13 protein-coding genes are annotated in these 15117 nt (G+C 40.2%); all 13 read right to left on the minus strand.

From position 1 onward, the window contains the following. Positions 1–148: 148 nt before the first annotated feature. The 13 genes from codY to J7Q84_RS10740 all read right to left on the minus strand — a co-directional run bounded on the left by codY (position 149) and on the right by J7Q84_RS10740 (position 15015). Positions 149–928 carry a GTP-sensing pleiotropic transcriptional regulator CodY gene (codY, locus tag J7Q84_RS10680; protein ID WP_209094547.1) on the minus strand — a complete coding sequence of 260 codons (780 nt, stop codon included), beginning with the start codon at positions 926–928 and terminating at the stop codon, positions 149–151. Between the two features lie 94 nt (positions 929–1022). Continuing rightward, positions 1023–2420: an HslU--HslV peptidase ATPase subunit gene (gene hslU / locus J7Q84_RS10685; protein WP_209094548.1), complete on the minus strand. Its 1398-nt coding sequence runs from the start codon at positions 2418–2420 to the stop codon at positions 1023–1025. Positions 2421–2431: 11 nt separating this feature from the next. Further along, the gene (gene hslV / locus J7Q84_RS10690) at positions 2432–2974 is read right to left on the minus strand and encodes an ATP-dependent protease subunit HslV (protein ID WP_209094549.1); all 543 of its coding nucleotides are present in this window, start codon (positions 2972–2974) and stop codon (positions 2432–2434) included. Between the two features lie 106 nt (positions 2975–3080). Next, on the minus strand, positions 3081–3974 hold the full coding sequence (xerC, locus tag J7Q84_RS10695) for a tyrosine recombinase XerC (RefSeq protein WP_209094550.1): 894 nt from the start codon (positions 3972–3974) through the stop codon (positions 3081–3083). Between the two features lie 66 nt (positions 3975–4040). Further along, the gene (gene trmFO / locus J7Q84_RS10700) at positions 4041–5342 is read right to left on the minus strand and encodes an FADH(2)-oxidizing methylenetetrahydrofolate--tRNA-(uracil(54)-C(5))-methyltransferase TrmFO (protein WP_209094551.1); all 1302 of its coding nucleotides are present in this window, start codon (positions 5340–5342) and stop codon (positions 4041–4043) included. 76 nt (positions 5343–5418) lie between these two features. Next, positions 5419–7497: a type I DNA topoisomerase gene (topA, locus tag J7Q84_RS10705; RefSeq protein ID WP_209094552.1), complete on the minus strand. Its 2079-nt coding sequence runs from the start codon at positions 7495–7497 to the stop codon at positions 5419–5421. Between the two features lie 155 nt (positions 7498–7652). Then, positions 7653–8528 carry a DNA-processing protein DprA gene (gene dprA / locus J7Q84_RS10710; RefSeq protein WP_209094553.1) on the minus strand — a complete coding sequence of 292 codons (876 nt, stop codon included), beginning with the start codon at positions 8526–8528 and terminating at the stop codon, positions 7653–7655. Between the two features lie 84 nt (positions 8529–8612). Next, the gene (gene sucD / locus J7Q84_RS10715) at positions 8613–9515 is read right to left on the minus strand and encodes a succinate--CoA ligase subunit alpha (protein ID WP_209094554.1); all 903 of its coding nucleotides are present in this window, start codon (positions 9513–9515) and stop codon (positions 8613–8615) included. A 19-nt stretch (positions 9516–9534) separates the two neighbouring features. After that, on the minus strand, positions 9535–10695 hold the full coding sequence (gene sucC, locus J7Q84_RS10720) for an ADP-forming succinate--CoA ligase subunit beta (protein WP_209094555.1): 1161 nt from the start codon (positions 10693–10695) through the stop codon (positions 9535–9537). 168 nt (positions 10696–10863) lie between these two features. Next, on the minus strand, positions 10864–11637 hold the full coding sequence (locus J7Q84_RS10725; RefSeq protein ID WP_209094556.1) for an SDR family oxidoreductase: 774 nt from the start codon (positions 11635–11637) through the stop codon (positions 10864–10866). 113 nt (positions 11638–11750) lie between these two features. Beyond that, positions 11751–12527, minus strand: coding sequence for an enoyl-CoA hydratase (locus J7Q84_RS10730; RefSeq protein ID WP_209094557.1), 777 nt, complete (start codon positions 12525–12527; stop codon positions 11751–11753). Beyond that, positions 12527–13408: a 3-hydroxyacyl-CoA dehydrogenase family protein gene (locus J7Q84_RS10735; RefSeq protein WP_209094558.1), complete on the minus strand. Its 882-nt coding sequence runs from the start codon at positions 13406–13408 to the stop codon at positions 12527–12529. The genes J7Q84_RS10730 and J7Q84_RS10735 overlap by 1 nt, the downstream gene beginning before the upstream one ends. Positions 13409–13416: 8 nt before the next feature. Then, the gene (locus J7Q84_RS10740; protein WP_209094559.1) at positions 13417–15015 is read right to left on the minus strand and encodes a long-chain-fatty-acid--CoA ligase; all 1599 of its coding nucleotides are present in this window, start codon (positions 15013–15015) and stop codon (positions 13417–13419) included. Positions 15016–15117: the final 102 nt, after the last annotated feature.

Below are 15117 nucleotides of genomic sequence, written 5' to 3' on the forward strand. Positions count from 1 at the left end.
TAGTTGATTTGAATAGTGTTTAAATTTTGTTCCCTTTAATGGCATAATAAAATCCCCCAATAGTAGACTGCCCATCCATTTTATCAGATGGGCTTTTTTTCGTGTCTACTATAAGGGGATAATATCAGCAGCGCGGAAGGTCTTTTTCTTAGTTAGCTTTCAATTTTTCTAGTTCTAATAAGAACTTATCATTTAAAACTTTAATATACGTACCCTTCATACCAAGAGAACGAGATTCGATAACGCCTGCACTTTCAAGTTTTCGAAGAGCATTAACGATAACAGAACGTGTAATACCAACGCGATCTGCAATTTTACTTGCTACAAGCAAGCCTTCGTTACCATTCAACTCTTCAAAAATATGTTCAATAGCCTCTAATTCACTATATGATAGTGAACTGATAGCCATTTGCACAACAGCTTTGCTTCTCGCCTCTTCTTCAATTTGCTCCGCTTTTTCACGTAAAATTTCCATACCAACTACTGTTGCTCCGTATTCAGCCAAAATCAAATCATCATTTAAGAACGGTTGCGTTAAACGTGCCAATACAAGTGTACCTAAACGCTCTCCACTTCCAAGAATCGGCACAACTGTTGTTAAACCTTCTTGAAACAGCTCTTTATTTTCCACTGGAAAAGCAGTGTACTCACTGTTGATATCCAAGTTTGGTGATGTTTCCGTTATATGGAATAAACTTTTTGTATATTCTTCCGGAAACTGACGCTCTGCCAACATTTTTTTCATTCTATCGTTTTCGATTTGCTGATGCACTGCATATCCTAATAATTTTCCACGGCGGCTCACTACGAATACATTCGCTTCGATTACTTTACATAATGTTTCTGCCATTTCTCTAAAGTTTACCGGTCTGCCTGCCGCTTGCTGAAGCAAAGCATTAATTTGTCTTGTTTTGTCTAGTAATTCCATTATAAAATCCTCCTACAATTTTAAACATTGCTTTTACCACTTGGAAACTTAAGTGAGCCACTTTTACAACCCTGTCAAGAATCAATATTTGATTCTATAAAATGAATTGGCTAACATCCTTGTTTCGTGCAATAGTTGATAATTTTTCCTCTACATACTGAGGAGTGATTGTGATTTTTTCCAATGTAATTTCAGATGCCTCAAAAGATAAGTCTTCGAGCAACTTTTCCATAATGGTGTGAAGTCGCCTTGCACCAATATTGTCCGTATCTTGATTAACTTGAAAGGCAATCTGTGCAATTTTGTTAATAGCTTCGTCAGAAAATTCAATTTCTATACCTTCAGTCTCTAATAATGCGCGATATTGCTTAATTAGCGCATTATCAGGCTCTACCAGTATCTTCACAAAATCTTCCACCGCAAGCTTTTTCAATTCCACCCGAATCGGAAAGCGCCCTTGCAACTCCGGAATTAAATCTGACGGTTTAGACATATGAAACGCTCCTGCTGCAACAAACAAAATATGATCCGTCTTTACCGGTCCATACTTTGTCGTAACTGTGGACCCTTCCACGATAGGTAGAATATCACGTTGCACTCCTTCTCTCGACACATCAACAGTGCCAGAGCTTTTTCCAGCGATTTTGTCGATTTCATCTATAAAGATAATACCGAGCTGCTCGGCACGATATACAGCTTCCTGTGAAACTTCATCCATATCAATCAAGCGCTGCGCCTCTTCATTGGTAAGTACTACACGAGCTTCCTTGACCGTCAGCTTGCGTCGTTTTGTTTTCTTTGGCATAAAACTGCCGAGTGCGTCCTGAAAATTCGTCCCCATTTGCTCCATGCCTGTTCCTTGAAATATATCAAACATAGACGCAGCTTGTTCTTCTACTTCGACGGTGATTTGTTCATTTTCTAATTCACCTGCAGCCAGCTTTCTCTCTACTTCTTTTCGCTTTTGTTCAATATCTTTTTCGTCATGCGCAGATGTCGCTTGCGCATCATCATTGTTTTGATAGCCTCCAAATAACATTTCCAAAGGGTTTTTAAAACCGGTTTGTTTTTGCTTACTTGGAACGAGCACTTGCACAATTCTTTGATTTGCTTGTTCTTCAGCTTTATCTTTGACACGTGCCATTTTTTCTTCTCTTACAATCCGTACAGATGTTTCCACTAAATCGCGAACCATAGATTCCACATCGCGGCCAACATACCCTACCTCTGTAAATTTAGTTGCCTCCACTTTAATAAAAGGAGCACCAACAAGTTTCGCTAGCCTGCGTGCAATTTCTGTTTTTCCGACTCCAGTTGGTCCCATCATTAAAATATTTTTGGGAGCGATTTCATCTCGGATTGATGCATCAAGCAAACTGCGGCGGTATCGATTCCGCAAAGCGACCGCTACAGCTTTTTTGGCATCTTTTTGTCCAATAATGTACTGATCAAGCTTATCAACGATTTGACGTGGAGTAAAATGTATGTTCATCTCTATACCCCCTACAGCTCTTCTACAATGATATTTCCGTTTGTATACACACAAATTTCGCTGGCAATTTCGAGACTGGCTTTGGCAATTTCTCTTGCTGTCATATGGTCGCCTGAATAGTTTTTCAATGCTCTACCTGCTGACAATGCATAATTGCCACCCGATCCGATAGCTAAAATGCCATCATCCGGTTCAATAACCTCTCCTGATCCGCTCACAAGAAGCAAGCCGTTTGCATCCATTACGATTAAAAGTGCTTCTAACTGTCGCAGCACCTTATCACTTCTCCATTTTTTCGCTAGTTCGACTGCCGCTCTTTGCAAATTCCCATTATACTCTTCTAGCTTGCCTTCAAACATTTCAAACAATGTAAAAGCATCTGCGACAGAGCCTGCAAAACCAGCGACTACCTTTCCATGAAACAGCCTTCTTACTTTCCGAGCGGTATTCTTCATGACAACGGTATTTCCCATCGTAACTTGCCCATCTCCTGCCATTGCGCACTTTCCTTTATGTTGAATGGCAAAGATTGTGGTAGCATGGAAATTTCCCATTCGAAAAACTCCTTTTCTAAGATTCTTATACTACTTTAATTACAATGCACTATCTTATATATATTGGCATGAAATGCTTTATATGTAGATTCTGATATGTTATTCACTATGCACGTGGATGATGTGACATATATACCGAACGCAATCTATCTTTTGATACGTGCGTATATATTTGAGTAGTCGACAAATGCTCATGCCCGAGCAACTCTTGAACCGTACGTAAATCCGCTCCTTCATTTAGCATATGAGTAGCGAATGTATGCCTAAGCGTATGAGGACTAATATGAACGGATGACGATGCCGACTGAATCATTCGATTTAGTATATATCGAATGCCTCGTTCGGTCAAAGGCATTCCTCTCGCATTTAAAAACACGTGCTGTGATTCATTCTTTCCCTTCTGGAGTTGCTGCCGCCCATCATTTAAGTATGTATGTAATGCATCTTGCGCAAAACTTCCGAATGGAACATAACGCTGCTTATTTCCTTTTCCATTTAAAAGGACTGTTCCAACGTTCATATCAACATCACCTAGCTGCAGTTTACAGCACTCACTGACGCGCATTCCTGTTGCATACAGCATTTCCAATAACGCTTGGTCCCGCTGTCCAGTAGGCGTTATATCAGACACATGAAACAGTTTTTGTAATTCTTCATCGTATAAAAATTGTGGAATTGAAATTTCTTTTTTAGGCAAGGATGCAAGCGCAAATGGATTTTCTACACAATATCCTTCTCGCATCATAAAACGATACAAACTCCGCAAGCTGGAAATTTTCCTTGCCACTGATCTTCTCGAAAGTTGTGCTTGATGAAGCGTTGTTAAATACAGACGAACATCTGTATAGGTAACAGTATCAATAGACGAAATACTCTCTTGCCTTATAAAGGTAAAAAACTGTTCTAAGTCATTCACATAACTCGCAATAGTATATTGTGAATAATTCTTTTCAATTTGTAAATATCTGACGAACATTTGTAACAATTTATTCACATTCATCTATTCACCCCCTTAAAAAGGCTACTAAATCATATCATAATTTAGTAGCCTTAGCAAGGCATTTGACTAAATATTTATAAAATTCCGAATTGTTTCTAACGCTCTGTTTGCATATGCTTCATAGCGTTCTTGTTTCTTCTTAATCTTTGTTTCTAACGGAGCAAACAGCCCAAAGTTTGCATTCATCGGCTGGAACGTTTTCGCATTGGTGGTCGTAATATAGTGTGCCATGCTTCCCATTGCAGTTTCCGGCGGTAAAGTGACTAATTCTTCGCCAAGCACCAGTCTAGCAGCATTAATTCCAGCAAGCAACCCAGAAGCTGCCGACTCTACGTATCCTTCTACTCCAGTCATCTGTCCTGCGAAAAATAAATCATCACGTTCTTTATATTGATAGGTTGCACGCAAAAGCTTCGGTGAATTTATAAATGTATTACGATGCATTACGCCGTATCGAACAATTTCTGCATTTTCCAATCCTGGAATAAGCTGAAGCACTTCTTTCTGCGGTCCCCACTTTAAATGAGTTTGGAAACCTACAATATTATATAGTGTACCTGCTGCATCATCTTGACGAAGCTGTACTACAGCATAAGGTCTTTTTCCGGTTTTCGGGTCTTCTAATCCTACTGGCTTCATCGGTCCAAATAATAATGTTTTCTTCCCCCGCGCTGCCATAACTTCTACTGGCATACAGCCTTCGAAAAAGATTTCCTTTTCAAACTCTTTTAATGGCACAGTTTCTGCCGCTATAAGCGCATCATAAAAGCGATCGAATTCTTCTTCAGTCATCGGGCAATTTAAGTAAGCTGCCTCTCCTTTATCGTATCGAGACTTTAAGTACGCCTTATTCATATCGATACTGTCTTTTTCAATGATAGGTGCAGCAGCATCATAAAAGTAAAAATACTCTTCTCCAGTTAAAGCCTTTAATTGCTCAGATAAAACCTTCGATGTCAATGGTCCCGTTGCAATTACAGTAGGATTGTGCGGTATTTCAGTCATCTCTTCAGTTATAACCGTAACGTTGGGATGGTTCTTTACATAATCCGTCACTTTAGCAGCAAATTCATGGCGGTCTACAGCTAATGCTCCTCCTGCAGGAACAGAGCATTCATCTGCTGCTCGAATAATAACCGAATCTAGCATGCGCATCTCTTCCTTTATCACGCCAACAGCATTTGTCAGTCCGTTAGCACGTAACGAATTGCTGCACACTAGCTCTGCAAATTTATCTGTATGATGAGCGGGCGTTTGTTTCACCGGACGCATTTCATATAAATTGACTTTCACACCGCGTTTCGCTATTTGGTAGGCTGCCTCACTTCCGGCTAAACCAGCTCCAATTACATTCACTATTTTTTCCATTCCTATCACCTTTCCAGTATAATTACAGGTATATGCTCAACTTACATTACTCCCGAAAAAAATGTGAGCTTTCCGCTCACATTTGCTGTTCCTCTTCATAATCACAGGATACACATTGGACTTGCACACCTTTTTTGAGCTTCTTCTCCACAAGCATATTTTCACACTTCGGACATTTTCTTCCGATTGGTTTATCCCAAGATAAGAAATCACATTCAGGAAATTGATCGCAACCATAAAAAATACGTTTCTTTTTATTGCTTTTACGTTCAATAATTTGTCCTTTTTCACACTTCGGACACTGTACCCCGATTTCTTTTACAATAGCCTTTGTATTACGACAATCCGGGAAGTTTGAGCAGGCCATAAACTTTCCATATCTACCCATTTTAAAGACCATCGGATGCCCGCATTCTTCACAATCCTCACCTGCCGGCTCATCCTTAATTTCCACTTCCCTCATTTCTTTCTCTGCTTTTTCCAAATGCCGTTCAAAGCCGATGTAAAATTCATCTATTATTTCTACCCATCTAGCATTTCCATCTTCAACTTTATCTAAATTGTTCTCCATATTGGCAGTAAATTCGATATTAATTATATCCGGGAAAAATTCCAATATTAATTCGATTACAATTTCTCCTAATTCTGTCGGAACAAACCTTTTATTATCAAGGGTAACATACCCTCTTTTTTGAATGGTTTCCAAAGTCGGAACATATGTAGATGGTCTGCCTATACCAAGCTCTTCTAGCGTCCTCACAAGACGCGCTTCAGTGTAACGCGGAGGCGGCTGTGTAAAATGCTGCTTCGGTGTGATATCTTTTGAATACACCGTTTCCCCTACCTCCATATCCGGCAACACCCGATCTCTTTCTTCTGTTTCATCATCTGTTGTTTCCACATACACCTTCATAAAACCAGGAAATTTTACAACTGAGCCGTTCGCACGAAATGTAACAGCATCACACTCAAGGTTTACCGCCACAGTGTCCATTACAGCAGGCGCCATTAGACTAGCGATAAAGCGTTCCCAAATAAGTTTGTAGAGACGATATTGATCACGGTTTAAATATGCTTTTAGATCGTCTGGTTTACGTAAAGCCGATGTCGGTCGAATAGCTTCATGCGCATCTTGAGCATTGTTTTTCTTTCCTTCTTTTTTCTTTTCAGAGGACACATAGCCCTTACCGAACTTCTCTTCAATATATCCATGCGCTTCTTTTTCAGCTGTTTCTGAAATTCGGGTAGAGTCCGTTCTCATATATGTAATTAAACCGACCGTTCCTTCTTTACCAATATCGATTCCTTCGTAAAGCTGCTGAGCCAGGGACATTGTTTTTTTTGCTCTCATGTTTAACTTACGAGCAGCTTCTTGTTGAAGAGAAGATGTAGTAAACGGCAAAGCAGGATTTCGCTTTCGTTCCTTTTTCTTTACAGATTGGATCTTAAAGAGGTTGCTCTCTAATTTTTTTAGAATGTCCATTACCTGTTCTTCGTTTGTTAACTCTGTTTTTTCACCATTCAATCCATAAAAAGAAGCTTCAAACCCTTCTTTGCCTTTGATAAAGTCCCCTTTAATTGTCCAAAACTCTTCCGGTTCAAAAGCTTGAATCTCACGTTCTCGTTCCATAATCAAACGAACAGCGACAGATTGCACTCGTCCGGCACTCAATCCTTTTTTCACTTTCTTCCATAATAACGGGCTGATATTGTACCCTACCAGTCTATCCAGTACACGGCGAGCTTGCTGAGCATCTACTAAATTCATATCGATCGGACGCGGCTTTTTGAAAGACTCTTTTATAGCGTCCTTTGTAATCTCGTTAAACACTACACGACAATCAGATGTTGTATCCACATTCAACGTATTTGCCAAATGCCAAGCAATCGCTTCCCCTTCACGATCCGGGTCAGCTGCAAGGTATACTTTTTTTACTTTTTTCGCAGCTGTTTTTAAGTCCTTTAAAACCGGACCTTTGCCGCGGATAGTAATATACTTTGGCGTATAGTTATTTTTCACTTCAATGCCCATCTGACTTTTTGGCAAATCACGCACGTGTCCCATGGATGCAATAACTTTATATTTTTTTCCTAAATATTTTTCTATCGTTTTCGCTTTTGAAGGCGACTCTACGATTACTAAGTAATCTGCCATTCAATTAGCCTCCTTAAGAGGTGAGATAAAGTATTCACTATTATTATTTATACATATACTATTTGTCAATCAAGAATGAATATAAAATAACATACATAGCAAGGGAGTTGTCAACAACTCTTTTAAAATATAAGGGAAAAAATAGTCTTTTAAGACTATTTTTTCAGCTCTTCTTCTATATCTCCTGCACATAATACAAGCTTTGCTCCTTGCTGAATCAACCTGTTTGTACCGACAGAAAGAAGAGAGGTAATAGGACCAGGAACCGCAAAAACTTCTCTATTTTGATCAATTGCACAGTCTGCTGTAATAAGCGAACCACTTCTTTCTTTCCCTTCTACAACCAATACACCTAAGGACAGACCGCTGATAATCCTGTTTCGTTTTGGGAAATACCACTTTTGAGAACGGTAATGAGGAGGATATTCTGTAAGAAGCAAGTGTTCATTTTTCAAAGTTTGCGCTAGATATTCGTTTTCCTTTGGGTAAATATAATCAAACCCTCCCCCAAGCACAGCAATCGTTTTTCCTTTGTATTGTATAGCAGCTTCGTGCGCTGTTGTATCAATGCCTTTCGCTAAACCGCTGACAATAATCCAATTCTGCTGCAGAAGCTCCTGCAATAGCACATGTACACTTGTATTTCCATACGCGGTAGGATTTCTTGCTCCTACAACTGCAAGCTTACGAGACTCTTTTAATAATGATCGTTCCCCTTTTCCGTATAATACAAACGGCGGATCAGCAATTTCTTTCAACAACGCTGGATAATCTTCATCAAAAATAGTAACGTAGAATACATTTTTCCTTTGCAGTTCTTGTAGTATAAAAGAAATAGAGACTGTGCGAAGGTGAGTAAATAATCGCAGCGCTTTAGAGGGGGTTAAATGCAATAAGGTTTCGAAATCTGAAGGCTGATAGGAATATAGATTCACGAGGCTTGGATCTATTTGCAAAAGACGAAGCAGTGTCTTCCAGTGATTTGCAAATAGATAGTGGACATGCAACAATCGTTCACTTGGTTTAATCATTCCGATCTCCTTTACCATAATATTAATTATGTAAACACGAAAAAGAAGGATGCCCTCAAAGAGAGCCTCCTTCTTTCATTTATATTAATGAGTTTTGCAAGTTTCAAGCAATCCCTTTTCTTTTAAAACAGAAATTAACGTTTCACCCATAACTGATGGCGTTTCTGCTACTTTAATTCCGCACTCTTCCATTGTTCTGATTTTTTCCGCAGCTGTACCTTTACCGCCAGAAATAATCGCCCCAGCATGGCCCATGCGTTTTCCAGGAGGTGCTGTTTGACCACCAATGAAGCCTACTACTGGCTTCTTCATGTTTGCTTTTACCCACTCAGCAGCCTCTTCTTCTGCTGTTCCACCGATTTCTCCAATCATAATAACAGCATGTGTTTCTTCATCTTCGTTAAACGCATTTAGCACGTCAATGAAGTTTGTACCGTTAACAGGATCTCCACCGATACCTACTGCAGTAGATTGACCGATACCTGCTTGTGTCAACTGATGAACAGCTTCGTATGTTAACGTACCAGAACGAGAAACAATACCCACATGGCCTTTCATATGAATATAACCCGGCATAATACCGATTTTACATTCTTCTGGAGTAATAACGCCAGGGCAGTTCGGTCCTACAAGGCGTGTTTTCTTACCTTCCATGTACTTTTTCACTTTTACCATGTCTAGTACAGGAATACCTTCTGTAATACATACTACTAACTCTAATTCCGCATCTACCGCTTCCATGATAGAGTCTGCAGCGAATGCAGGCGGCACGTAGATAACCGATGCGTTAGCACCTGTAGCCTTCACCGCTTCTTCTACTGTATTAAATACAGGTACACCTGCAATTTCTGTACCGCCCTTACCAGGAGATGTACCGCCAACGATTTTTGTTCCGTATTCCAGCATTTGTGTTGCATGGAATAGACCTTGTTTACCTGTAATACCTTGAACGATTACTTTTGTATCTTTATTGATAAATACGCTCATCCTTGTCCCCTACCTTCCGTTAGCCTACAAGAGAAACGATTTTTTGTGCACCGTCTGCCATGGATTCTGCAGCAGTGATATTTAAACCGGACTCATTTAAGATTTTCTTTCCAAGCTCAACGTTTGTACCTTCTAAACGAACTACAAGCGGAAGTTCTAAACCTACTTGTTTTGTCGCTTCTATTACACCATTTGCGATAACGTCACACTTCATGATGCCACCGAAGATATTTACGAAAATTCCCTTTACATTTTGGTCAGAAAGAATGATTTTGAACGCTTCCGTTACTTTTTCAGCCGTAGCACCGCCACCAACATCCAGGAAGTTTGCAGGGTCTCCGCCGTAATGTTTAATGATATCCATAGTCGCCATCGCTAGTCCCGCACCGTTAACCATGCAGCCGATGTTACCGTCTAAGGAAATGTAGTTTAAATCATATTTAGAAGCTTCGATTTCCTTTACATCTTCTTCATCAAGATCGCGAAGCGCTTGAATGTCAGAATGACGATATAGTGCATTGGAATCAAAGTTTAATTTTGCATCTAACGCCATAACTTTTCCATCACCTGTTACTACAAGCGGGTTAATTTCTGCGATAGAACAATCTTTCTCTACAAACGCAGCGTAAAGACTCATCATAAACTTAACTGCTTGTCCAACTAATTCTTTCGGAATATTGATATTAAATGCAATACGTCGCGCTTGGAACGCTTGTAAGCCAACTGCAGGATCGATATATTCTTTAAAGATTTTTTCAGGTGTGTGTTCTGCTACCTCTTCAATCTCTGTACCGCCTTCTTCAGACGCCATTAATACAACTTGAGAAGTTGCACGGTCTAGTACAAGACCTACGTAATATTCTTTTTTAATATCGCAGCCCTCTTCGATAAGTAAGCGCTTAACTTCCTTACCTTCCGGTCCTGTTTGATGGGTTACAAGCGTGCTTCCTAAGATTGTTTCTGCATATGTACGGACTTCGTCCAGACTTTTCGCAACCTTAACGCCGCCAGCTTTCCCGCGTCCGCCCGCATGGATTTGTGCCTTAACTACGCATACTTGAGTTCCTAATTCTTTTGCCGCCTCAACAGCTTCTTCTACTGTGAAAGCAACTTTTCCGTTAGGAACGCTTACACCATAGGTTCTAAGGATTTCTTTTCCTTGATACTCATGGATATTCATGACCCATCCTCCCTAATTTGACAAAAAGTAAAAACACTTCGTTTACATTGTATAAAAAGTAAGCAACCCTGTCTACAATAAAGTGTGGATGATATACAATATTCAAAAAATAAAAATGCGCTTCCCCCTTTATTCATAAGGAAAGCGCTTTATTTTTTATTTTTTTTATTATATTACTGTAGTACCTCCGTCTACTGCCAAAACTTGACCTGTTACATATTTCGATGCATCTGACGCGAAAAATACCGCTGCCCCTTTTAAATCGTCTTCTCCTCCTAAACGACCAAGAGGCACTCCATCAACAATTTGTTTCCTTGCTTTTTCAATAACGGTACTTGCCATTTTAGACGGAAAAAATCCTGGTGCCAGCGCATTGACTGTAATCCCATATCGTCCCCATTTGGCAGCCAAATCCCTCGTTAATGAAATAACTGCTCCCTTGCTCGCAGTATATCCTACTGCATCCAAAACACGCGGATCTTGACCGACCAAACCTGCCACTGAAGCAATATTTATAATCCGGCCGTATCGTTGCTCCTTCATCTCTCTTCCTGCCGCTTGTGTCATCATAAATAGTCCCGCGACATTAACTTGCATCACTTGATTGAATCGTTCAATCGGATACTCCTCTACTGGGGCTCCCCAAGAAATACCTGAGTTATTAACCAAAATATCTACTTTTCCAAATTTCTTTTTCGTTCTCTCTACTACCTGTAAAACTTCATCTTGATTTGTAATATCACAAGCGAGAGCCAATGTGTCGGCCCCGAGCTGTTCAAGGCGATGTGCCGATTCTTCACACGCTTCAAGTTTTCTAGAGCAGATGACTACGTTTGCTCCGCTTTCTGCGAGACCAATAGCAATTTGCTCGCCTAATCCTCTTCCACCTCCTGTAACGATGGCGGTTTTTCCTTCCAAACTAAACAATCGAGTTACATCCACATTTTTTCTCCCCTTTATCTTCATCAGATATCCCTTGAAAAGGGGAATATAACGAGTATTTACCTGTACTCATTATATTCGTCTCCAATTTTCCTACTAATAAAAACACAATCCTATCGCCCTTGAAATTGCGGCTTCCGTTTTTCTAGAAACGCTTGCACTCCTTCTTTAATATCCTCTGTTTGAAACACTTCTTCAAATAATTCCGCTTCTCTTTCAATAGCTTGCGAGAAAGGAAGATTCATCCCTTCATCTACCGCTTTTTTAATACGAGATAAAGCTGTAATAGAGTATGCACTAATTTTTTCTGCTAGTTCGGCTGCTGCTTGCAGCCCCTCACCAGACGGCACTACTTTATTTACAAGACCGATAGCTTCTGCGTCATAGGCTGAAATCGGTTCTCCTGTATACATCATTTCTTTCGCTTTCGCTTCTCCTATTAAACGAGGCAGGCGTTGTGTACCGCCGCCGCCTGGAAATAATCCAAGCTTAACTTCGGGAAGCCCGAGAAGAGCATGCTCTTCCACAATGCGAAGATCACAAGTTAACGCCAGTTCACATCCGCCACCGAACGCAATACCGTTAACAACAGCAATAGTTGGTTTTTGACAATCATCTATTAAATTTAAGACTTCGTGGGTATTCATAAATTGCTGTTTTAAATTTTCTTTCCCTATCCAATCTGGAAATTCCTTGATATCAGCTCCTGCCATAAAAGCCTTTTTCCCTGCTCCTGTTAAAATGATGGTTACTACACTGCTATCGGTTGATAAATCCATAAATATATCCTTCAATTCCTCTACTACTTGCTTGCACATCACGTTTAACGGCGGGTTATCAATTGTTACAGTTGCAATTTTGTTTTGCTTTTGAACAGAAACGAGTTCCATTAGTTCTTCACCCCTTCTAATTGTTTATACATATACCAGCCTTCTCCCGTTTTTCTTCCTAGTTTCCCTGCTTTTACTTTCTCTTCCAAACAAGCATTCGGTTTATCGGATGGATCGCCGGTTTCTGCATAGCGTTGCTGCTTCACATAGTAGACAACATCTATACCAGATAAATCCATCAATGCAAACGGCCCAATAGGATGGTTGAGTGCTTTTGTACAGATAAGATCGATATCCTTAACATCTGCTATTCCCTGTTCATATAAGTGTAATGCCTCATCCATGAGCGCACCTAAGATTCGATTAGCTACAAAACCGGAAATTTCCTTACGAAGCAGCACGGCAGTACGGTTGATTCGCTCACATACATCCATCGCAAGCTGAGCTGTCTCTTCAGAAGTTTGTTCACTCATGACCACCTCCACACAGTCCATCACAAGAGGCGGGAAGAAGAAGTGCACGTTACATACTTTGTCTGGACGATTTGTTGCATCAGCAATCAGAGAACTCACAATGGTAGAGCTATTTGTTGCTAAAATCGCATGTTTTGGTGCGATACGATCTAACTTAGTAAATACTTCGCGTTTCACATCCAACTTTTCTACTACAGCTTCAATTACAAAATCTGCTGCTGAAGCCGCCTCTTGCAAGCTGATTGTATAGGATAATCGACTAAATGCAGCATCTTTTTCCTCCGCTGTAATTTTCTTTTTTGCTACCCATTTATGTAAAATATCTTGCAGCTTTGTTTCTGCCTCTTTTAAGACTTGTTCATTTATATCTTGCAGCACTGTGTTATACCCGCCCAATGCACACAGCATAGCAATTTGATGCCCCATAGAGCCTGCACCTACAACACAAATAGTTTTTATCATAATCATTCCTCCTTTTATACTTGTGGCAATTCTTCACGAATTGCTCTTCGTAACACCTTTCCAACATTTGTTTTTGGCAGAGATGTTCGAAACTCTATTATTCTCGGAATTTTATACGTAGCCATTAACGGACGGCAGTATTCCACAATGTCATCTTCTGTTGCGGTCATACCTTCTTTTAACACTATTACTGCCTTTACCGTCTCGCCGCGATATGCATCTGGTACGCCTACTACAACAGCTTCCTGAATGGCAAAGTGTTCGTACAGTACCTCCTCTACATCTCTTGGATATACATTAAAACCACTTGCCAAAATCATATCTTTTTTACGATCTACAATATAGATATAGCCATCCTCATCCATTTTCGCTATATCTCCCGTGTATAACCAACCATCACGGAGTGTATTGGATGTTTCTTCCGGCATATTCCAATACCCCTTCATCACTTGCGGACCCCGAATAATCAACTCGCCACGCTCACCAAATGGCACTTGCATTGTTCCTGTTGCCAAATCGACCACTTTATATTCTGTTGATGGAATACCGATGCCGATGCTTCCCGGTTTTCGTACACCAAAAGGAGGATTGACGTGAGTGATTGGAGCGGATTCACTTAATCCATATCCTTCTAAGATTTGTGCTTTTGTTTTTCTCTCAAACTCCTTCATCACTTCTAAGGGCATCGGCGCGCTTCCGCTGTTGCAAATGCGAATGCTATCAATTCCATATTTTTCAGCATCCGGATGATTAGTAATAGCAATATACATTGTTGGCACACCTGGAAAAACGGTCGGCTGCTCCCGTTTAATTGTCTCAAGCACCTCTTCTAGCTGAAAACGAGGAAGAAGTATATTTTTTCCTCCAGTATAAATGGGAAGATTCATACCCGATGTCATACCAAATACATGGAACAAGGGAATAACTGTTAAATAGCGCTCATTGCCAAACATAATTTCTTCTTTGAAAAACTCATAGGCTTGTACAAGATTTGCCACAATATTGAAGTGTGTTAACATTACCCCTTTAGAGCGTCCAGTTGTCCCTCCAGTATACTGAAGAACAGCTATATCTTCTTTCGGGTCAATGTCAATCGGCAAAAGTAAAGCAGATTCCTGCAAACAAACTTCAAATGGCAGCGAAAGTGCCCTTGTGTCCTCTGTCGGCATAAGACACACTGTTATAATTGATTCAATATCCGTCTTATTTTGCACAGCTTGCACTCTTTCGTGCAAAATGTCGTAAACGACAATCACTTTTGAACCGGAATCCTGTAAAATATGCTCTAGTTCACGCTCCACGAGCATAGGATTGACTTGTGTTACAACAGCTCCTGCAAGCAAAATACCATAATAAGCTACTACATATTGAGGACAATTCGGAAGCATAATGGCAACTCGATCTCCTTTTTGAATACCGTTTTGCTGTAATGACGCTGCAAAACGATTTGCCATACTATACAGTTGCCTATATGTATATGTGTGGCCATAGAACGAGAGTGCTTCATGACTTTCATATTTCTCTGTCGTTTGCTCTAATACACGGTAAACTGGAATACAGGGGACCTCTATTTCTGCCTTAATTCGATCAGCATATTGCTCTAGCCATTTCATGCGTAATGTTCCTCCCTAAAATTAAAGTGAAGTTGCACCACCATCAATACATATCCCTTAATACATAAAGCAAAAACAGCTTGATTTCCGTCAATTTTCCAT

The sequence above is a fragment of the Bacillus sp. 165 genome, from assembly GCF_017742235.1.
Classification (GTDB): Bacteria; Bacillota; Bacilli; order Bacillales; family Bacillaceae_G; genus JAGHKQ01.